This is a genomic window from Paracoccus cavernae, from assembly GCF_042430175.1.
Lineage (GTDB): Bacteria > Pseudomonadota > Alphaproteobacteria > Rhodobacterales > Rhodobacteraceae > Paracoccus > Paracoccus cavernae.
In genome coordinates this window covers 105139-124643 of the sequence record NZ_JBHMDZ010000048.1, presented here as the reverse complement: position 1 = coordinate 124643, position 19505 = coordinate 105139, and the positions used below count along the sequence as shown (strand labels likewise).

At 63.6% G+C, this 19505-nt stretch carries 17 protein-coding genes; 6 read left to right on the top strand and 11 right to left on the bottom strand.

The annotated features are described in order from the left end of the window. Positions 1–84: 84 nt before the first annotated feature. Positions 85–1101: a LacI family DNA-binding transcriptional regulator gene (locus tag ACFFUC_RS17225; protein WP_377688132.1), complete on the bottom strand. Its 1017-nt coding sequence runs from the start codon at positions 1099–1101 to the stop codon at positions 85–87. Positions 1102–1278: 177 nt separating this feature from the next. On the opposite strand from ACFFUC_RS17225, the gene ACFFUC_RS17220 reads away from it, so the two are divergent. The 3 genes from ACFFUC_RS17220 (at position 1279) to ACFFUC_RS17210 (ending at position 5627) form a co-directional block, all read left to right on the top strand. Further along, positions 1279–2304: an ABC transporter substrate-binding protein gene (locus ACFFUC_RS17220; protein WP_377731644.1), complete on the top strand. Its 1026-nt coding sequence runs from the start codon at positions 1279–1281 to the stop codon at positions 2302–2304. Positions 2305–2373: 69 nt separating this feature from the next. After that, entirely contained in the window at positions 2374–4572 is a 2199-nt protein-coding gene (locus ACFFUC_RS17215) for an ABC transporter permease (RefSeq protein WP_377688130.1), read from the top strand. Further along, a complete protein-coding gene (locus ACFFUC_RS17210) occupies positions 4569–5627 on the top strand; it encodes an ABC transporter ATP-binding protein (RefSeq protein WP_377688128.1) in 1059 nt (352 codons plus the stop codon). The genes ACFFUC_RS17215 and ACFFUC_RS17210 overlap by 4 nt, the downstream gene beginning before the upstream one ends. A 72-nt stretch (positions 5628–5699) precedes the next feature. On the opposite strand, the gene ACFFUC_RS17205 is transcribed toward ACFFUC_RS17210, so the two are convergent. The 10 genes from ACFFUC_RS17205 to hutI form a co-directional block, all read right to left on the bottom strand. Further along, positions 5700–6476 carry an amino acid ABC transporter ATP-binding protein gene (locus ACFFUC_RS17205; protein WP_377688127.1) on the bottom strand — a complete coding sequence of 259 codons (777 nt, stop codon included), beginning with the start codon at positions 6474–6476 and terminating at the stop codon, positions 5700–5702. Position 6477: 1 nt separating this feature from the next. Further along, positions 6478–7140 (bottom strand): amino acid ABC transporter permease, encoded by a 663-nt coding sequence (locus ACFFUC_RS17200; RefSeq protein ID WP_377688125.1) that lies wholly within the window; start codon positions 7138–7140, stop codon positions 6478–6480. Beyond that, on the bottom strand, positions 7140–7787 hold the full coding sequence (locus ACFFUC_RS17195) for an amino acid ABC transporter permease (protein WP_377688123.1): 648 nt from the start codon (positions 7785–7787) through the stop codon (positions 7140–7142). The genes ACFFUC_RS17200 and ACFFUC_RS17195 overlap by 1 nt, the downstream gene beginning before the upstream one ends. Before the next feature lie 57 nt (positions 7788–7844). Beyond that, positions 7845–8666, bottom strand: a complete 822-nt coding sequence (locus ACFFUC_RS17190; RefSeq protein ID WP_377688122.1) for a transporter substrate-binding domain-containing protein — start codon at positions 8664–8666, stop codon at positions 7845–7847. Positions 8667–8735: 69 nt separating this feature from the next. After that, on the bottom strand, positions 8736–10412 hold the full coding sequence (gene hutU / locus ACFFUC_RS17185; protein ID WP_377688121.1) for a urocanate hydratase: 1677 nt from the start codon (positions 10410–10412) through the stop codon (positions 8736–8738). Between the two features lie 12 nt (positions 10413–10424). Further along, positions 10425–11588, bottom strand: a complete 1164-nt coding sequence (locus ACFFUC_RS17180; RefSeq protein WP_377688120.1) for an acyl-CoA dehydrogenase family protein — start codon at positions 11586–11588, stop codon at positions 10425–10427. Then, the gene (locus tag ACFFUC_RS17175) at positions 11585–12736 is read right to left on the bottom strand and encodes a CaiB/BaiF CoA transferase family protein (RefSeq protein WP_377688118.1); all 1152 of its coding nucleotides are present in this window, start codon (positions 12734–12736) and stop codon (positions 11585–11587) included. The genes ACFFUC_RS17180 and ACFFUC_RS17175 overlap by 4 nt, the downstream gene beginning before the upstream one ends. Beyond that, positions 12733–13542 carry an N-formylglutamate deformylase gene (gene hutG, locus ACFFUC_RS17170; RefSeq protein ID WP_377688117.1) on the bottom strand — a complete coding sequence of 270 codons (810 nt, stop codon included), beginning with the start codon at positions 13540–13542 and terminating at the stop codon, positions 12733–12735. Before hutG ends, ACFFUC_RS17175 begins: the two co-directional genes overlap by 4 nt. Continuing rightward, entirely contained in the window at positions 13539–15080 is a 1542-nt protein-coding gene (gene hutH / locus ACFFUC_RS17165; RefSeq protein ID WP_377688115.1) for a histidine ammonia-lyase, read from the bottom strand. Before hutH ends, hutG begins: the two co-directional genes overlap by 4 nt. Then, positions 15073–16275 (bottom strand): imidazolonepropionase, encoded by a 1203-nt coding sequence (hutI, locus tag ACFFUC_RS17160; protein WP_377688114.1) that lies wholly within the window; start codon positions 16273–16275, stop codon positions 15073–15075. Before hutI ends, hutH begins: the two co-directional genes overlap by 8 nt. Before the next feature lie 74 nt (positions 16276–16349). Here hutI and ACFFUC_RS17155 point away from each other — a divergent pair, with 74 nt between their 5' ends. The 3 genes from ACFFUC_RS17155 (at position 16350) to ACFFUC_RS17145 (ending at position 19418) form a co-directional block, all read left to right on the top strand. Next, entirely contained in the window at positions 16350–17714 is a 1365-nt protein-coding gene (locus ACFFUC_RS17155; RefSeq protein ID WP_377688113.1) for a formimidoylglutamate deiminase, read from the top strand. Then, positions 17711–18424 carry a histidine utilization transcriptional repressor HutC gene (gene hutC, locus ACFFUC_RS17150; protein WP_377688111.1) on the top strand — a complete coding sequence of 238 codons (714 nt, stop codon included), beginning with the start codon at positions 17711–17713 and terminating at the stop codon, positions 18422–18424. Before ACFFUC_RS17155 ends, hutC begins: the two co-directional genes overlap by 4 nt. 319 nt (positions 18425–18743) lie before the next feature. After that, positions 18744–19418 (top strand): tetratricopeptide repeat protein, encoded by a 675-nt coding sequence (locus ACFFUC_RS17145; RefSeq protein WP_377688110.1) that lies wholly within the window; start codon positions 18744–18746, stop codon positions 19416–19418. Positions 19419–19505 lie beyond the last annotated feature (87 nt).

The window sequence follows — 19505 nt, the reverse complement described above, 5'->3', positions numbered from 1 at the left end:
GCGGCAGCGCTCTCTTGATACAGGGGATAAGCCGCAACATGCCGCCCTTTCAAGCCGACGAATTCGGCAGGCATAAAGGTTTTATTAACTGTTGTGCGGTTGATGCAGTTGCCGGACGCTGTTGCGCCAGACCAGCGAGGCCGAAAGCGTGATCCGCGCCGCAGCGGTTTCGGCGGGATTTTGCAGCCAGTCCGTCGCCGCCCCGGCGATCTTGTCGATGGGCTGGCCGAAACTCGTGAGCGCGTAGCTTTCCCAGCCCGCCTGCGCGATATCGTCGAAACCGATCACCGAAAGAGCGCGCGGAATCTCCACGCCGAAGCGGAAGCGTGCCGCATCCATCAAGCCGCATGCCATCAGATCGGTGGTGCAAAACACCCCGTCCGGCCGGTCGGAGCGCGCCATGAGCCGCGTCCCGAGCTCGAGCCCCGTGCGGTAGCTGGTCACGCCGATCCGCTCTTCGACCAGATCGAGCCCCGCCGCCCGCACCGCATCGCGAAACCCGCTTTCGCGCGCGATCAGGCTTGGCGTCCCCGCCTCGGAACTCGCAAGTGCAAGCCTTCTGCAACCCGCGGCCAGCAGCAAAGCGACGGCCCGCTCGCCGGCCGCGCGATCGTCCAGGCGCACCAGAACCGAGCCGGGGCGCGCCTCGTCGCGGTTGATCAGCACCAATCTCATGCCGTTTTTCTGGCAGGTCTCGGCCAGGGACCATGCCGGCATCCCCGACAGGAAGATCGCGGCATCGGTGCGGTAGCTGATCGCCTGCCGCAAGGCCCGCTCGACGCTTTCGTCGGAGCGGTCGGTATTGATGAGCAGCGTCACCTTGCCCGCCTGCTGCAGCTTTTCGGTCAGCGCGCCCAGCAATTGCGCGCGGTAGGGCGTCCCGATTTCCGAGGCGATCAGCGCAATGATGCCGGTCTCGTTGCGGATGAGGCCGCTCGCCAGCCGGTTGACCTGATAGCCGAGCTTTTCGGCAGCCGCGACAACGCGGGCGCGCGTCTCGTGCGAAATCGTTGCCCCCGGCGTCAGCGCGCGAGAGACCGAAGCCCGCGACACCCCCGCCAGATCGGCAACATCTTTGGCACTGACAGACGGACGCGACATCGGAGCTCCACGAGTGGGAAAATGACTGAAAGGCTGTTCACAAACTGTCTCACAAACTCGCAACCTTGCAAGGTTAATCGCTCAAATAACTGTTGACACAAAGCCGAGAGCCGGATGAGCCTTGTGAACAGCTTTGCAAGAAGCGCCCCCGACAACAGGGGTTAGGGAGGAGAGATGATGAAGAAGACGCTAGCGTTCGCCCTTGGCGGCGCGCTGTCCCTGCCTGCCTTCGCGGCAGCAGCCGGAGAGCTGAACCTGATCTGTTCGGCCGATGTCGTGATCTGCGAAAAGCTGGTCTCCGAGTTCCAGGCGAGCCATCCCGATACCAAGGTGAACATGGTCCGCCTGTCCTCGGGCGAGGCCTATGCCAAGGTCCGTGCCGAAGGCCGCAACCCGCAGACCGATCTGTGGTGGGGCGGTACGGGCGACCCCCATCTTCAGGCCGCCGCCGACGAGCTGACCGCGCCCTATGAAAGCCCGCTTCTGGCCGATCAGCAGGATTGGTCGAAAAAGCAGGCCGAGATTTCGGGCAACCGCACCATCGGCGTCTATACCGGCGCGCTCGGCTGGGGCTACAACACCAAGATTTTCGCGGACAAGGGCCTCAAAGAGCCCGCCTGCTGGGCCGATCTGCTCGATCCCTCGCTCAAGGGCGAGATCCAGCTGGCCGATCCGAACTCCTCGGGCACGGCCTATACCGCGCTTGCGACGCTGGTCCAGCTGATGGGCGAAGATCAGGCCTTCGACTATCTCAAGAAGCTGAATGCCAACGTTTCGCAATATACCAAATCGGGCTCGGCACCGGTCAAGGCGGCAGCGCGCGGCGAGACGGGCATGGGGATCGTTTTCCTCCATGACGCGGTCAGCCAGACGGTCGAGGGCTTCCCGATCAAGCCGATGACGCCCTGCGAAGGTACCGGCTACGAGGTCGGCTCGATGTCGATCATCGAAGGCGCGCAGAACCCCGACGAGGCCAAGGCTTTCTACGATTGGGTCCTGACCCCCGAGGCCCAGAACCTGATGCCCGAAAGCGGCTCGTTCCAGATCCCCTCGAACAAGAATGCGACGCCTTCCGAAAACGTCCCCGACCTCTCGACCGTCAAGCTGATCGACTATGATTTCGCGAAATACGGCTCGAGCGAGACGCGCAAAGCCCTGCTGGCGCGGTGGGATGCCGAAGTCGGCGGCGCCGCGACCGAGTAACAGCAAAAAGGGTGCGGCGGGCCACAGCCTTCCGCGCCCTGTTCACCAGTGACACGCGGGTCGGGCAGCATGAATGCGGACAACAAGCGGCTGGACAGGGTTCTGGCGGGCGCGGTTCTCGCGCTGCTGATCCTGCCTTGGTATCGGGTCAGATCGGGCTTTTTCAGCTTCGACTGGATCGGCGGCATTTTCTCGAACGAGCAACTCCGGCCGGGGTTGGTACAGGCGCTTGGCGGCCGTTGGCAGCTGTTGCCGCTGATCGCGCTGATCCTGTGGGTGCTGGTCCTGCGGCGCGCGCCTTCGGGACCCGAGCGCGGCAGACGGCTTGTCCTGATCGGTGCGCTCGGCCTTGGCTGGCTCGCGATCGAAGGGCTCGCGATCGGCACGCGCGGCTGGAACTGGGGCCTGCTCGAGCAGCTTTTCGGCGAAATCGGCGGACAGCAAGCCTTTGGTGCGGGCGCGGTCGTGCTGGGTGTGGCCTTCACCTGCTTCATCTCGTTCGGCATGGCCGAACGCGGCGCGCTCAAGGGGGACGCCTTCGTTCTGACCGCGATCGCGGTGCTGATCCTGCTTGTCACGGTCTTCGTTTTCTACCCGATCCTGTCGATTTTCACCGGCGCATTCCAGGATCTCGACGGCTCTTTCACCTCTGAAGGCGTGCGCAAAAACATCGTCGACCCCAAGATCTGGAGCCTCGCCTGCCTGACCGGAAGCGGCAACTGCGGCGTGGCATGGCGCACGCTTTTCCTTGCGATCTGTACGGCGACGGCGACCACATTTCTCGGTCTGGCCTTTGCTTTGGTCGCGACGCGGACGCGTTATCCGTTCAAGAAGGGGCTGCGGCTTCTGACCATTTTGCCGATCATCACCCCGCCTTTCGTGGTGGGCCTTGCGCTGACCATGCTGCTTGGCCGCTCGGGCACGATCACACAGCTGATCCAAAGCGCCACGGGGATGGAGCTCGGCCGCTGGATCTATGGGCTCACCGGCATCTGGCTCGCACAGGTCCTCAGCTTTACACCGGTCGCTTTCCTCGTGCTGATCGGCGTGGTCGAGGGTGTCAGCCCCTCGATGGAGGAAGCCTCGCAGACCCTGCGCGCCGGCCGTTGGCGCACCTTCCGGCGGGTCTCGCTGCCTTTGATGGCGCCGGGTCTCGCCAATGCCTTCCTGATCGGCTTCATCGAAAGCATGGCCGATTTCGGCAACCCGCTGGTCCTTGGCGGCTCGGGCGGGGTGCTCTCGACCGAGATCTTCTTCTCGGTCGTCGGCGCGCAGAACGACCCCTCGCGCGCGGCTGTTCTGGCCGCGATCCTGCTGGTCTTCACCCTGTCGGCCTTTGTCGCGCAGAGGCGCTGGCTCTCGGGCAAGAACTTCGCGACCGTTGGCGGCAAGGGCGATGGCGGCAGCCATGCCGCTTTGCCCGCCCGTGTCGCATGGCCGGTCCTGACCGTCGTGACGCTTTGGGTCCTGTTCACCATTACCGTCTATGCGATGATCCTGTTCGGCGGCTTCGTTAAGATCTGGGGGCTCGACCATTCGCTGACGCTCGACCACTACCGCCGCGCCTTCGGGATCAGCTTCGAGGGCGGTCTGCGCTGGACCGGCGTTGCGTGGAACAGCTTCTGGACCACGATGACGATCTCGATCCTTGCCGCGCCTTTGACGGCCGCGGTAGGCCTGCTGACGGCATGGCTGATCGCGCGGCAGAAATTCGCGGGGAAATCCGTCTTCGAATTCGTACTGATGATGAGCTTCGCCATCCCCGGCACCGTGATCGGCATCAGCTACATCATGGCCTTCAACCTGCCTCCGATCCAGATGACGGGGACCGCGCTGATCCTGATCGCCTGCTTCGTCTTCCGCAACATGCCTGTCGGCGTGCGGGGCGGCGTCGCGGCAATGGCGCAGATCGACCCCAGCCTCGACGAGGCCTCGCTGACGCTTGGCGCGCATTCGGGGCGCACGCTGCGCCGCGTGATCCTGCCGCTGCTGCGCCCCGCGATCACCGCGGCGCTGGTCTATAGTTTCGTGCGCGCGATTACCTCGATCTCGGCGGTGATCTTTCTGGTTTCGGCCAAATACAACATGGCGACCTCCTATATCGTCGGGCTGGTCGAGAACGGGCAATATGGCGTGGCGATCGCCTATAGCTCGGTGCTGATCGTGGTGATGCTGGCGGTGATCAGCACCTTCCAGCTTCTGGTCGGCCAGCGCAAATTGCGCCGCCCCAAAGAGGCGCGCCCATCCCTTTCGGAGGCAAAAGCATGAGCAATCCGCAACGCGGCAGTGTCGAATTCCGCGCGATCCGCAAGAATTACGGCGGATTTACCGCGATTCCGAACCTCAACCTGACGATCGAGCCGGGCCAGTTGGTCACGCTTTTGGGCCCTTCGGGCTGCGGGAAAACCACGACGCTTCGGATGCTCGCGGGGCTGGAAACGCCAAGCGCGGGCAGCATCCTGATCGGGGGACAGGATGTGACGCGCCTGCCCGCGAACCGGCGCGACGTGACGATGGTCTTTCAGAGCTATGCGCTTTTTCCACATATGTCGGTGATCGAAAACATCGCCTACGGGCTCGAATCCGGCGGGATGGGACGGTCCGAGGCCAAGGCGGCGGCCGACAAGGGCCTCGATCTCGTGGGCCTTGGCGGTCTCGGGAAAAGGCTTCCGTCCGAACTGTCGGGCGGCCAGCAACAGCGCGTCGCGGTAGCGCGGGCTTTGGTGCTGGAGCCGCAGGTCCTTCTGCTGGACGAGCCGTTGTCGAACCTCGACGCCCGCCTGCGCCGTCGCGTGCGCACCGAAATCCGCGAGCTGCAACAGCGCCTTGGCTTCACCGCCGTCTATGTTACCCATGATCAGGACGAGGCTTTGGCGGTTTCCGACCGCATCATCGTCATGAACCAGGGCGAGATCGCGCAGGACGGCAGCCCGAATGCGCTTTACGAGGCGCCGGCCTCGGAATTCATCGCGGATTTCATCGGCGAGGCGAATGTCGTCTCGGGCGAGATCTGGTCGAATGACGGGAACCGCGCCCATCTGCGGATCGGCGGAATGGAGACCACGCTTCCTGTTCAGGGCAATCTGGCGGGGCCGGTGCGCGTGGCCTTGCGCCCCAATGCCTTCACGCTTGGCGCGGCTTCGGGGCTGGCGGGGCGGGTGCTAAGCGCGGCCTATCTTGGCGATCACGCCGAATACGAGATCGACACCGAACTCGGGCGGCTCTTTGTCGTCGACCGCAGCGATCGCGCGCTTTTGCCAAGCGGATCGCAAATCACCCTTGGCCTGTCGGGGCAAGGCGTCGCGGTGGTCGGCAGAAGCTAGCCCCCCGAGCCGCAACTGAAAACGCCCGCAGAAAAACCTGCGGGCGTCTTCGTCTGGATCTGTGCTTGCCGATCAAAAACTGTTGCGCTCGTGATAGGTCCGCAGAAAGGCCTGAATACGCGGATCCTCGGGGTGGTGGAGGATCTTTGCCGGCTCGTCGACGCCGACCAGCTCGCCCTTTTCAAGGAAAGCCACCTGATCGGCGACATGGGCGGCAAAGCCCATCTCGTGGGTCACGACGACCATGGTCATGCCCTCGTTCGCCAAAGCCTTCATGACGTTCAGAACCTCGCCCACCAGTTCGGGATCAAGCGCGGATGTCGGCTCGTCGAACAGCATCAGCTTGGGCTCCATCGCGACGGCGCGGGCAATCGCCACGCGCTGCTGCTGACCACCCGACAAGCGCGAGGGATGGTTGGCGATCTTGTCGCCCAGACCCACTTTGGCCAAGGCATCGGCGGCGCGCTTCATCGCCTCGGGCTTGGCGATGCCGCGCACGCGGATCAGGCCCTCGGCCACGTTTTCCTGCGCCGTCATATGTGGCCAGAGGTTGAACTGCTGGAAGACCATCCCGATCGAACGGCGCATCTCGCGCAGCTTTTTCGCCGACATCTTGCGCCCGCCGGGGCTGTCGTAGCCGATGAGATTGCCGTCGATGCGGATCTCGCCCGCATCATATTCCTCGAGGAAATTGATACAGCGCAGCAGCGTGGATTTTCCCGAACCCGACGGCCCGATCAGGCAGGTCACCTTGCTGGGCGGGATCGAGAGCGAGATGTTTTTCAGCGCGTGAAAGGGGCCGTAGTATTTGTTGACCGCGCGGATCTCGACGGAGGATGCTTGGACCATCTTACGGCCTTTCGATCAGGTAATGGGTGATGCGGCTTTCCAGTTTGCGGCCAAGGCGCGAGATCGTCTCGACGAAGATCCAGAAGAACAGCGCCAGCGCGAAATTCGCCTCGAGATAGCGGAAGGTTTCGGTCGACATGCGCTGGGTCTGATACATCAGCTCGGGCACGGTGATGATCGAGAGGATCACCGTTTCCTTGGTCAGGATGATCGAGAAGTTGACCAGCGCGGGCAAGGCCGAGACCAGACCGACCGGCAAAAGGATGCGCCGCACGATGGTCGGCTCGGTCATGCCGATGGCGCGGGCGGCCTCGACCTGACCATGCGGAACCGCCTTGAAGGCCGAGCGGAAGATCTCGGCGAAATAGGGGCTGCCGTAGATCGTCAGGCCCAAAAGCCCCGCCGGAAGCGCATCAAGCCGCAGACCGACCAAAGGCCCGCCGTAGTAAAGCACGAAGAGCTGGACCAGAAAGGGCGTGCCGCGGATGATCTCGATATAGGCCTGCAAAACCCAGCGGACCGGCGCGACCGCATAGCGCTGGATCAGCGCGATGATCAGGCCAAGGCCCATGCCGAAGATCGTGCCGAAGATCCAGCAGATGACCGTCGTCGCGAAGCCGCGCAGCAGCATAGGGCCGTATTGTTGGAAGATCTCGAGTTCCATCAGACGGCCATCCTGTGTTCGAGATAGCGCCCGAGCGCCGCAAGGCAGAGGTTGATCATCAGATAGATACAGGCTGCCGCCATATAGACCTCGAGCGGCCGGAACGTCGTCGCGGCCTGCGCCTGACTGGCGCGGGTCAGTTCGAGAATGCCCACCACCGACACCAGCGACGAGGCTTTGACCAGCAAGATCAACTCGTTGACCAGCGCGGGCAAGGATAGCGTGACCGCCTGCGGCAGGACCACGCGGCGCCAGACATCGCCCGGCGCCATGCCGATGGCGATCGCCGCTTCCGATTGGCCCTTCGGCAGGGCGTTGATCGCGCCGCGCCAGATTTCCGAGATATAGGCGCTGGCACAGATGCCGACGGTTCCGACCGCCGCGACCATGGCGGGCACGTCGATGCCGATCACCGGCAACAGGTAGAAAGCAAGCAGCAATTGCACCATCAAGGGCACGCCGCGCAGAAAGCTGACCCAGACTGCCGCGAAGCGGCGCAGCCAGATATTCTTGGACAGGGCCGCCGCGCAGATCCCCGCGCCGATCACCAGACCCAGCGCGATGCCGAGAACCGAGATCAACAGCGTGAAGCGCGCCGCCCAGAACAGAGGACCAAAGCTTTCATAGAAGGTAGACAAAGAAAACATGGGCTCTCCGCAAACGAAGTCACGGGCAGAGGTCGCCCCCTGCCCGCTTCGGGAAGATTACTTCGCGGGGACTTCGCGCGGCAGCTCGGTGTAGCTGCCCAGCCATTTTTCCTGGATCGCCTTGACGCGGCCGTCGTCGGTCATCTTCAGCAGCGCGTCGTTGATCGCTTTCGCGAAGGTCTCGGTGTCGGCTTCCTTGCGCAGCACCCATGCGAAATAGGTCGGCTCGCCGAAGGATGCCGGCTCGAGGAGCGCGAAAGTCTCGCCGCGTTCCTTGACCAGATAGGTCAGGTTCGGCAGCGAGCCCGCCACCGCGTCCAGACGACCGGTCGCGAGATCGGCGTAAGCCTCGTCGGTGGTGCCGTATTCCTTGACGGTCACGCCGCCGAGGCTTTCGCCGTAAGCGGTCAGCTGACGGAACTGCGCGGTGCCCTGCTGGACGCCGACGGTCTTGCCCTTGATGTCCTCGGGCTTGGTGATGTCGGCATTGCCCGCGCCTTTGACCAGCGAAACGGTCGCATCCGCGATCGGCAGGGTGAAGGTATAGCGGTCAAGACGCTCGGGGGTGATCGTCACGGGGGCGATCACGATGTCGAATTTCTTGACCTCGAGGCCCGGCAGTTCTGCCGTCCACGGAATGTCCTGATACAGCGGCTCGACGCCGATTTCCTTGGACACTTCGTCAAAGAGGTCCTTGGTCATGCCCTCGTAGGTGCCGTTTTTCAGCATGTCGAAGGGAGCGTAGTGCATGTCGGTCGCGGTGACGATCTTGCCGGCCGCCTTGATGTCCGCGAGTTGGTCGGCCGAAGCCGCGACACCCGAGAAACCCAGCGCAGCAAGACCAAAGAGGGCCGCTTTGAAAGAGGTCTGGAAGGTCATGTTAGTCTCCGTTGTTGGACAGGCATTTTGGACGATGCGCCGCCTCGTTGGACGGCGCACCGTTTCGGATCAGAGAATCCCGGGCAAATTCAGCCCGTATTCGCGGGCGCAGTCCAGTGCGATCTCGTAGCCCGCGTCGGCATGGCGCATGACGCCGGTTGCAGGGTCGTTCCAGAGCACACGCGCCAGACGCGCATCAGCATCTTCGCTGCCGTCACAGCAAATGACCATGCCGGAATGCTGAGAGAAGCCCATACCGACGCCGCCGCCGTGATGGAGGCTGACCCAGGTCGCACCTGACGCCGTATTGAGCAGCGCGTTGAGCAGCGGCCAGTCGGAAACCGCATCCGAGCCGTCGCGCATCGATTCGGTCTCGCGGTTGGGCGAGGCGACCGAGCCGGAATCGAGGTGGTCGCGACCGATGACGATCGGTGCTTTAAGCTCTCCGTTGCGGACCATCTCGTTGAACGCGAGTCCCAGTTTGTGGCGCAGGCCCAAACCGACCCAGCAAATCCGCGCTGGCAGACCCTGGAAGCTGATACGCTCGCGCGCCATGTCCAGCCAGTTGTGCAGATGCGGATCGTTGACGATCTCTTTCACCTTCTGGTCGGTTTTGTAGATATCTTCCGGATCACCCGAGAGCGCGGCCCAACGGAAGGGACCAACGCCGCGGCAGAAGAGCGGGCGGATATAGGCCGGAACGAAACCGGGGAAGGCGAACGCGTCTTCGAGGCCCTCTTCCAGCGCCATCTGCCGGATGTTGTTGCCGTAATCGACCGTCGGCACGCCGTCATGGTGATAGGCGACCATGGCTTCGACCTGCTTGCGCATCGAGGCGCGCGCGGCTTTCTCGACGCCTTTGGGGTCGGTTTCCTGACGCGCGCGCCATTCGGCGACGGTCCAGCCGATCGGCAGATAGCCGTGGACCGGGTCATGGGCCGAGGTCTGGTCGGTGACGATGTCGGGACGCACGCCGCGCTTGTAAAGCTCGGGGAAGATTTCCGCCGCGTTGCCGATCAGCGCGACCGATTTCACTTCGCCCGCTTTGGTCCAGCGGTCGATCATCGCCAGCGCCTCGTCGAGGCTGTGGGTTTTCTCGTCGACATAGCGCGTGCGGATGCGGAAATCGGCGCGGGTCTCGTCGCATTCCACGGCCAAGCAGCAAGCGCCCGCCATGACAGCCGCCAAAGGCTGGGCGCCGCCCATGCCGCCAAGTCCGCCGGTCAGAACCCATTTGCCCTTGAGGTTACCGCCGTAATGCTGACGGCCGGCCTCGACAAAGGTCTCGTAGGTGCCCTGAACGATGCCCTGCGCGCCGATATAGATCCACGAACCCGCGGTCATCTGGCCGTACATCGCCAGACCCTTCTTATCGAGCTCGTTGAAATGGTCCCAATTCGCCCAATGGGGCACAAGGTTCGAGTTCGCGATCAGAACGCGCGGGGCGTCCTTGTGGGTCTTGAAGACGCCGACCGGCTTGCCCGACTGGACCATCAGGGTCTCGTCGGCTTCCAGCTTTTTCAGGCTGTCGACGATCAGGTCGAAGTCCTTCCAGGTGCGCGCGGCGCGGCCGATGCCGCCGTAAACCACCAGCTCGTGCGGGTTTTCGGCCACATCGGGGTGCAGGTTGTTCATCAGCATGCGCATCGGCGCTTCGGTCAGCCAGCTTTTCGCGGTGATCTCGGTGCCGGTCGCGGGGTAGATGTCGCGCGCGTTATGGCGCGGATTGTTGCTTGGGTTGTCCATAGTCGTCTCCGATCAGGCCAGCATGTTGCCGGAAATGATAATGCGTTGAATTTCCGAGGACCCTTCGTAGATGCGCATGATGCGCAGGTCCCGATTGATGCGTTCGATGGGGAAATCGCGGGTGTAGCCGTAGCCGCCATGCAGCTGCAGCGCGGTATCCGCGATCTTGCCGGCAGCCTCGGAGGCCGCGAGTTTCGCCATGCTTGAGGCCAGCGAGAACCGCCCGCCGGTGCCGTTATGGGCCGCGTCGCGCTGGCGCGCGGCGTCTTGGCCGAGCAACAGCGCCTGACGGTATGCCACGCCCATGTCGGCAATCATCCAGCGGATGCCCTGACGGTCGGTCAAAGCCTCGCCGCCGATCACGCGGTCCTTGGCATAGGCGATCGCGGCTTTCATCGCGGCCTCGGCCAGACCCAGACACTGTGCCGCGACCTCGATACGGCCGTTGTCGAGAACCTGCATCGCGGTGCGGAAACCCTTGCCCTCTTCGCCCAGAAGTGCGTCTTCCGGCAAAGTCACGTCGATATTGAGCGTGAAGACATGGCCGCCTTTCAGCCCCATGGTCTTTTCCGCCGGACCGGCCTCGAGCCCCGGCGTACCTTTGGGCAGGATGAAGGCCGAAATGCCGCGATGGGCTTTTTCGGGGTCGGTCACCGCGTAAAGCACGATGAAATCAGCCACACCGCCGTTCGAGATGAAGCATTTTGTGCCCTTGACATGCCAGCCGCCTTCGACGCGGCGGGCGCGGGTCTTCATATCGGCGGGATCCGAACCGGCGGTCGGTTCGGTCAAGGCGAATGCGCCAAGCGCCTCGCCGGTTGCGGCCAGCGAAAGCCAATGCTCTTTTTGCGCCTGCGTACCGCCGATCAGGATCGAATCTGTGGCCAGATAATGCGCGGTCAACGCCGAAGCCGTCGATCCGCAAGCCCCCGCGACCAAAGCCACCGCCCGCAAAAGTGCAGGGGCCGAGATTTCCGAGCCGCCGAACTCTTCGGGCAGGTTCGCCCCCATCATCCCCGCATCACCCAGCGTTTTCAGCTGGTCATGAACGAAGGCCGAATTTTCGTCGGTCAGATGGGCGAGGGGCGCGATTTTTTCGGCGCAGATCCGTTCGAGGACGTCGCAGAACATGCGCTCCTCGTCGTTCAGCATATGCCATTCGTCATTGGCGCTCATTGCGGTGCCTCCAGTCCCAAACTTTCCAATACTGCCGCAAGATCGCCGCCCAGAAGCGGGGCCGAGGTCGCGGCAACGGGTTTCGCCCCGTCAAAGCGAACCGGCTGGCCGATCACGGGCGCCGTGCCCAGAACGGGATGCGGCAGGATGCTGACCAGACCGCGGGCGCGGGCGTGGTCGTTGTCGGCGGCCTCGGCAATGTCCCAGATCGGCGCACTCGGCAGGCCGACTGCGGAAAGGGCTGCCACGGCGGCCTCGGTCGTCAATTGGCCCGACCATGCTTCGATCAGGGCTTTCAGCGCGGGCTCGTTAGCGGTGCGGCTTTCGTCGCTGGCGAAACGCGGATCTTCCAACGCCTCTGGCGCGCCGATCAGAGTGGCGAATTGCGTGAACTGCTTGGTGTTCAACACGCAAATCGCAACCTGCCCGTCTTGCGTCGCGTAGCATCCGAAGGGCGTCGACAGCGGGTGGCGGTTGCCGACACGCTGCGGCAATTGGCCCGCGTAAAGATGCAAGGCATGGCTGGTGGTGAGCATGGAAAACAGCGCATCATACATCGCCACATCCAGCGTCGCGCCCTGCCCCGTCGCATTGCGCTGAACCAGCGCCGCCGAAATCGACCAGCTGGCGAAAAGCCCCGCGATCAGATCGGCGATGCTTTCGCCGGTCTTCAGCGGCGCGCCGCCTTCCTCGCCGGTGCCGGCCATCAGGCCCGACATGGCTTGGACGACCAGATCGTAAGCCGGCAGATCCTTGAACGGCCCCTCCTGCCCGAAACCGGAAATCGAGCAATAGACCAGACGCGGATTGCGGGCGCGCAGCGTTTCCGCGCCAAGGCCCAGACGGGCTGCGACACCGGGACGGAAGTTTTCGACCACGACATCAACGCGATCCGCGATGTCTTGCGCCAAGGCGACATGTTCGGGGTTTTTCAGGTCCAGAACCACGCTTTGCTTGCCGCGATTGTTGAGCGTGAACAGCGCGCTCTCGCCGTCCTTGAACGGGCCGATATGGCGGTAATCGTCGCCCTGCGGCGGCTCGAGCTTGATGACCTCGGCCCCGAGATCGGCCAGAAGCGCGGTGCAATAGGGCCCCGCCAGAACGCGGCTGAGATCGAGGACCTTGATCCCTGCAAGCGGCCCGCTCATGTGCGCGCCCCCACTTTTTCGGCCAGTTTCGGAGCCAGTTCGGCCAGTGCGCCAAGGATCTGGCGCAGATGGACGCGCATGCCTTCGGCCTTTTCCTCGTCATAGGAGAAGGGCACGGCCTCGGTGGTCAGATGGGTCGCTTGCGCGAGTTCCATCTGGATCGCATGGACGCCGTTTTCCGGCTGGCCGTAATGGCGCGTGGTCCAGCCGCCCTTGAAGCGACCGTTCAGAACATGCGTGCGCCCCGAAGCCGCGCAAATGTCGAAAGTCGCGCTTTCGATCGCCGCATCACAGGTCGCGCCATTATTCGTGCCGATGTTGAAATCGGGCAAGGTCCCCTCGAACAGGAAAGGGATATGGCTGCGGATCGAGTGGCAATCGTACAGGATCGCCACGCCGTGACGCGCTTTGACACGCTCGATCTCGGCCTGCAGGGCGGCGTGATAGGGCGCGTGATAGGTCGCCTTGCGCGCTGCGATCTCGGCCTCGGTCGGATTTTCCAGCCAGATCGGCTCGCCGTCGAAATCGGTGACGGGCACCAGTCCGGTGGTGTTCTGCCCCGGATAAAGGCTCGCGTCGTCGGGGCCGCGGTTGGCGTCGATGACATAGCGGTGAAACAGCGCCCGCACGGTGGTCGCACCGTCGAGGAGCCCGTCATAAAGACGCTCGATATGCCAATCGGTATCGGCCAAGGTCTGGCCCCGCGCATTCAATTTGGCGCGAATCTCGTCCGGCACCCAAGTGCCGGTGTGAGGCAGCCCGAGGATAATCGGGCTGTCACCTTGAACGGTTTCAAAGACGCTCACGCCTGAACCTCGTCCAGCATGCCTGCGGGCAGCACGTCGATCAGCGCGCCGGTCGCGACCAGACGGGCACAGGTTTCAAGATCGGGGGCCATATAGCGGTCCTGATCAAGGGCGCTGACCTCTTGGCGCAGACGCGCGATCACGGCATTCAGATGGGCAGAAGTCGCGAGCGGCGCGCGGAATTCGACGCCGGCTGCCGCACAAAGCACCTCGATGCCGACGATATGGGCGAGGTTCTGGTTCATGCGCTTGAGACGACGCGCGCCATGGGCCGCCATCGAAACGTGATCCTCCTGGTTCGCCGAAGTCGGGGTCGAATCCGTCGAGCAAGGGTTAGCCAAGTGCTTGTTTTCGCTCATGAGCGCAGCAGAAGTCACTTCGGCGATCATCAGGCCGGAGTTCAGGCCCGGAGCCGGCGTCAGGAAGGGCGGCAGGTCGTGCGACAGCGCCGGATCGACCATCAGCGCGATGCGGCGCTGCGAGATCGCGCCGATTTCCGAGATTGCCAGCGCGATCATATCTGCGGCAAAGGCCACCGGCTCGGCGTGGAAGTTCCCGCCCGAGACGATCTGGCCCACGCTGGTCAGCACCAGCGGGTTGTCGGTCGCGGCATTGGCCTCGATCTCCAGCGTGCGGGCGGCCTGGTTCAGAATGTCGATCGCCGCGCCCGTGACCTGCGGCTGGCAGCGGATGCAATAGGGATCCTGCACGCGGGTGTCGCCCTCGCGGTGGCTCTCGCGGATTTCCGAGCCGTCCATCAGGTTGCGGATGATGCCCGCAGCGACGATCTGGCCGCGATGGCCGCGAAGCGTGTGGATCTCGTCAAAGAAGGGCGCGGTCGAGCCCATGATCGCATCGGTCGACAGCGAGGACGACACCAGCGCGTTGCGCGCCATGCGGAAGGCCGTGAAAAGGCCCGCCAAGGCGAAAGCGGTCGAAACCTGCGTGCCGTTGATCAGCGCGAGGCCTTCTTTGGCAGCGAGGACGATCGGGGTCAGTCCGGCAGCGGCCAAAGCCTCGGCGCCCGACATTTCGCGGCCCTTATAGGTGGCGCGGGCCTCGCCCAGCATGACGGCGGCAAGATGCGCGAGCGGCGCGAGATCGCCCGAAGCGCCGACCGAGCCCTGCGACGGGATCACCGGCGAAACGCCTTTGGCCAGCATGTCCTCGATCAGCACGACGACTTCGGGACGCACGCCAGACGCTCCGCGACCCAGCGACAGCAGTTTGAGGACCATGATCAGGCGCACGGTTTCCTCTTCGACCGCCTCGCCCACGCCGCAGCAATGCGACAGGATCAGGTTGCGCTGGAGAGTGGCGGTGTCTTCGGATTTGATCTTGATCGAGGCGAGTTTGCCGAAGCCGGTATTGACGCCGTAAACCGGCACATCGCCGCTGGCGGCGGCAGCGATACGGGCGGCGGCAGCTTCGATCCCCGCACGGGCGCTCTCGGCCAGACGGACCGAAAGGCCTTCGCGCCAGACCCGCTCGAGATCAGCAAGGGTGGCTTGGCCGGGGGTTAGGATAAGTTCAGACAAATTCGCCTCCAAGAACGCGAGCGTGAAGCGGGTTGAAACCGATGCGATAGGTCAGCTCCGCCGGGTGTTTGATGTCGTAGATCGCCAGATCGGCGCGGGCGCCGACGGCAAGGATGCCGCGATCGGCAAAGCCGAGCGCCTTGGCCGCGTGACGGGTCACGGCGGTCAGGCATTCGACGGGCGTCAGACGGAAAATCGTCGCGCCCATATTCATCGTCAGCAAAAGCGAGGTCAGCGGCGAGGTGCCGGGGTTGGCATCCGTCGCCAAAGCAATCGGCACACCCGCATCGCGCAGCGCCTGCACCGGCGGGTAAACCGTCTCGCGCAGCGTATAGAATGCGCCCGGCAGCAGAACCGCAACCGTGCCCGATTTCGCCATCGCATCGACGCCGTCCTGACCCAGCCACTCGAGGTGATCGGCCGAGAGCGCGCCATATTCGGCAGCCATCACCGCGCCATGCAGGTCGGAAAGTTGCTCGGCATGGAGCTTGACCGGCAAGCTGAGGCTTTTGGCATGATCGAAAACGAGGCGCATTTCCGCGACCGAAAAGGCGATGCCTTCACAGAACCCGTCAACCGCGTCGACCAGCCCTTCGGCATGGGCGCGGCTCAGACCGGCGATTACGACATCGCTGATATAGCCCGCGCGATCATCCTTGTATTCGGGCGGCAGAGCATGGGCCGCAAGCCAGGTGGTCACCACCTCGACACGACGCAGCTCGCCGATACGGCGCGCAACGCGCAGCATTTTCATCTCGCTTTCGATATCGAGCCCGTAGCCCGATTTGATTTCCAGCGTAGTGACGCCTTCGCGCAAAAGCGTATCGACGCGCGGCAAGGCGCTGGCGAGAAGCTCTTCTTCCGAGGCGTCGCGGGTGTTTTTCACCGAAGAAACGATGCCGCCGCCCGCGCGGGCGATTTCTTCATAGCTCGCGCCCTCAAGGCACATCTCGAATTCACGGGCGCGGTCGCCGCCGTAAACGAGATGGGTATGGCAATCGACGAGACCCGGCGTGACGAGGCGGCCTTCAAGGTCGATTTGCTCGGCCCCGCTATAATCGGCCGGCAAGTCAACGCGCTTCCCGATCCAGATGATTCGGCCAGCCTCGACAACAAGGGCGCCGTCTTCGATCAGGCCGTAACCACCTGATTCTGCACCCATCGTTGCGAAAGAGCCATGCGTGAAAACTTGCATCGATCCTGCCTTGGAATGATTTTCGGTTAATGCTATGTCTAAACATAATGAAAGCATCCGGCAAGGAGGTTCTGGTGGCCGAAATTTGGGCAGAGCGGGCGTTACTGCCCGAGGGTTGGGCGGAAAACGTCTTGGTCGCAGTCACGCCCGAGGGGCGGATCGACTCGGTCGAGGCAGGCGTCGCGCCGCGTGGAACGCGCACGGAGCTGCTGCTTCCCTCGATCGCGAACCTGCATTCACACGCGTTCCAGCGCGCCATGGCGGGCCTCTCGGAAGCCAAGGGCGACCAGCCCAAGGACACGTTCTGGACGTGGCGCAAGATCATGTACCGCTTCCTCGACCACCTGACGCCCGATGATGTCGAAAGCATTGCCGCGCTGGTGCAGATGGAAATGCTCGAGGCCGGCTACGCCACCAACGTCGAATTCCACTACCTGCATCACCGTCAGGGCGGCGCGCATTACGCCAATATTGCCGAGATGTCGGAACGCATCGCAGCAGCGGCCAGCCGCACCGGCATCGGCCTGACGCTGCTGCCGGTCCATTACCAGTTCGGCGGCATCGACGGCCGCGCGCTCGGCCCCGGCCAGCAGCGATTCGGCACCAATCCCGACGAATTCGCGCGCCTGCTCGAAGGTGCCGAGGCCGCCGTGGCCAAGCTCGGCCCCGATTCGGGTGTGGGCGTGGCGCCCCATTCGCTGCGTGCCGTCAGCAAGGAGGGCCTTGCGCTCGTGACCAATCTGCGGCCCGGCCGTCCGGTCCATCTCCACCTTGCCGAGCAGATCCCCGAGGTCGAGGAAATCCTCGCGGGCTATGGCCTGCGCCCCACCGAATGGCTGCTGGACAATGCCGCGGTCGACCGCAACTGGACCCTGATCCATGCGACCCAGATGACCGATGACGAGACCATCCGTCTGGCGAAAACCGGCGCGGTGGCGGGGCTGTGTCCGATCACCGAATCGAGCCTCGGCGACGGGATTTTCAACGGGACGGTCTGGCAGGAGGCCGGCGGACGCTGGGGTTACGGCTCGGACAGCAACATTCGCATTTCGCTCGTCGAAGAGCTGCGCACGCTGGAATACAGCCTGCGTCTGCGCGATCGCGGCCGCGCCGTTCTGGCGACGCGCAACCGCACCACGGGCCGCGTACTTTATGATGCGGGCCTCGACGGCGGCGCCACGGCAGCTGGCCGCGAAACCGGCGCGATCCGCGCGGGCCTTTGGGCCGATCTGGTCGGCGTCTCGCTGCAAAACGAAGTCATGGTCGGCCGCAAAGACGATACGCTGCTCGACAGTTTCGTCTTTGCGGGGAACGATGGGCTGATCAAAGACGTTTGGTCGGCTGGTCGACATCAGGTCCGGAATGGAAAACATCTCGACCGCGACCGAATTGTTTCGGATTATCTGGCGTGTATCACCCGCCTTCAGGACAAGATGTGACAGCCAAAAAACCAATCCCCGCGACATCCAAAGCCCAGAACATCGTCAGCGAAGTACGGCGGCGGATCGTTGATCGGGAATGGGAGCAAGGCGACCGCATCCCCGACGAGGCCGAACTCGCGATCGAGTTCGGCGTCGCACGGGCGACCGTCAACAAGGCCCTCCAGCTTTTGGCCGAGGAGGGCCTGCTTGACCGCAAGCGCCGCGCGGGCACCCATGTCACCATCAACCCGGTGCGCAAGGCCACGCTGTCGATCCCGATCGTGCGCGAGCAGATCGAGCAATCGGGCAAGGCCTATAGCCACCGCGTCGTCGCCCAACGCATGAGCCCGCTTCCCGAAGATGTCGCGCTGCGGATGAAGCTTGCGCCCGGCGCGACGCTGCTGCGGCTGCGCACCGTCCATGCCGGCGACGGCAAACCCTTTCAGGTCGAGGACCGCTGGATCAATCCCGTGGCCGTCCCCGAGATGACCTCGGTCGATTTCCGCAAGATCAACGCCAACGAATGGCTGGTGCGGAATGCGCCCTATGTCTATGCCGATCTCGCCTTCTCGGCCGAGAATGCCAATGCCCGCGACGCCCGCCTGCTGGAGACCCGCCGCGATCAGGCCTTGCTGATTCTGCAACGGACGACATGGAATGATCTGGGCGCGATCACGACGGTCCGGCTGGCCTTCCATCCGGGCTATGTCATGGCCGCCGAACATTAAGGCGCGCGGCCATACGGCCCCGCAACCACAGCAAAGCGCCCTCTGGCGGCTTGGACCTCCTTGTCCCCGAAACGGCGTAACCGGCCTTTCGCCCCGCTTTCGTTGGACTTTCGTTCCCTATTCAGAACGGTTTCGTTCGGCACCGCCTGTGCGTTCGAACCAGCACGGGCAACCGATCGCCTGCCGGTTGCAACCGCCTTGCGGTTCTCTGCCAATATGACATGTCCGAGCAGCTTTGCATTGTCGGCAAGTATATTGCTCTGCTAGGGTGAGTAAGCGCGCACCCGCTCGCCTTGTCCATTTTACTGACCGACTTTCAATGACTTCTCTTAAAGACCCCGAAACAGCGGCCGAAAGTCACAGCAATCCGGAGGCTGCGCTGGCCTTGGGTCAATTGCTGCTGGATACCGGTCAGCCTCTCGCTGCGATCAAGAGTTTCAAAAGCGCTGCGGCCGGCGGGAATTCCACCGCCATGCATCTCTTGGGCCGCATGCATCAATTGGGCTGGGGCATCCCCGCCGATCCCGTTCTTGCCGCCGATTATTACAACCGCGCCTGTTCGTCGGGCGAGCCTTGGTCGATGTTCAATCTGGCGGAACTCTACCTCTCGGGTTCGGGCGTGGCGCAAAGCGACGACGAGGCGTATCGCCTCTATGCTCTCGCCGCCAAGCAGGGCAATGCCCAGTCGCTCAACATGCTGGGGATGATGGCCGAGGACTCTCGCGGCCCCGAAGGCCCCGAGGCTGCGCTCGACCATTACCTCGCCGCCGCTGCTGCGGGTGATGGCTGGGGTTGCTTCAACGCGGCCCGCCTGCTGATCGCTCAAGCGCGAATCGACGAGGCGATGGAATGGATCGACCGCTCGCTCAGCGAGGGTAGTCCCGTCTATCTGCGCATTGTGGCCGATGCCCTGATCGACCACGAAGACAGTCGCATCAAGAAGCGCGGCGTCTGGGCCGAGACCCTGTTCAAGCGCCACGCCCTTCACGATTGATCGAGATCCCGCGGGTCATCCGAAATCGCGGGATCGTCATCTTGACCGAAAATTCGGACCGCAACGGCCGTTCTTTCGCGGCGGACG

Excerpts from the sequence above, each read along its gene's own strand:
- ACFFUC_RS17225 (WP_377688132.1), bottom strand. The coding sequence starts at position 1,101 with ATGTCGCGTCCGTCTGTCAGTGCCAAAGATGTTGCCGATCTGGCGGGG.
- ACFFUC_RS17190 (WP_377688122.1), bottom strand. The coding sequence starts at position 8,666 with ATGACCTTCCAGACCTCTTTCAAAGCGGCCCTCTTTGGTCTTGCTGCG.
- hutU (WP_377688121.1), bottom strand. The coding sequence starts at position 10,412 with ATGGACAACCCAAGCAACAATCCGCGCCATAACGCGCGCGACATCTAC.
- ACFFUC_RS17210 (WP_377688128.1), top strand. The coding sequence starts at position 4,569 with ATGAGCAATCCGCAACGCGGCAGTGTCGAATTCCGCGCGATCCGCAAG.
- ACFFUC_RS17220 (WP_377731644.1), top strand. The coding sequence starts at position 1,279 with ATGAAGAAGACGCTAGCGTTCGCCCTTGGCGGCGCGCTGTCCCTGCCT.
- ACFFUC_RS17145 (WP_377688110.1), top strand. The coding sequence starts at position 18,744 with ATGACTTCTCTTAAAGACCCCGAAACAGCGGCCGAAAGTCACAGCAAT.
- ACFFUC_RS17205 (WP_377688127.1), bottom strand. The coding sequence starts at position 6,476 with ATGGTCCAAGCATCCTCCGTCGAGATCCGCGCGGTCAACAAATACTAC.
- ACFFUC_RS17215 (WP_377688130.1), top strand. The coding sequence starts at position 2,374 with ATGAATGCGGACAACAAGCGGCTGGACAGGGTTCTGGCGGGCGCGGTT.
- ACFFUC_RS17200 (WP_377688125.1), bottom strand. The coding sequence starts at position 7,140 with ATGGAACTCGAGATCTTCCAACAATACGGCCCTATGCTGCTGCGCGGC.
- ACFFUC_RS17175 (WP_377688118.1), bottom strand. The coding sequence starts at position 12,736 with ATGAGCGGGCCGCTTGCAGGGATCAAGGTCCTCGATCTCAGCCGCGTT.
- hutI (WP_377688114.1), bottom strand. The coding sequence starts at position 16,275 with ATGCAAGTTTTCACGCATGGCTCTTTCGCAACGATGGGTGCAGAATCA.
- ACFFUC_RS17180 (WP_377688120.1), bottom strand. The coding sequence starts at position 11,588 with ATGAGCGCCAATGACGAATGGCATATGCTGAACGACGAGGAGCGCATG.
- ACFFUC_RS17195 (WP_377688123.1), bottom strand. The coding sequence starts at position 7,787 with ATGTTTTCTTTGTCTACCTTCTATGAAAGCTTTGGTCCTCTGTTCTGG.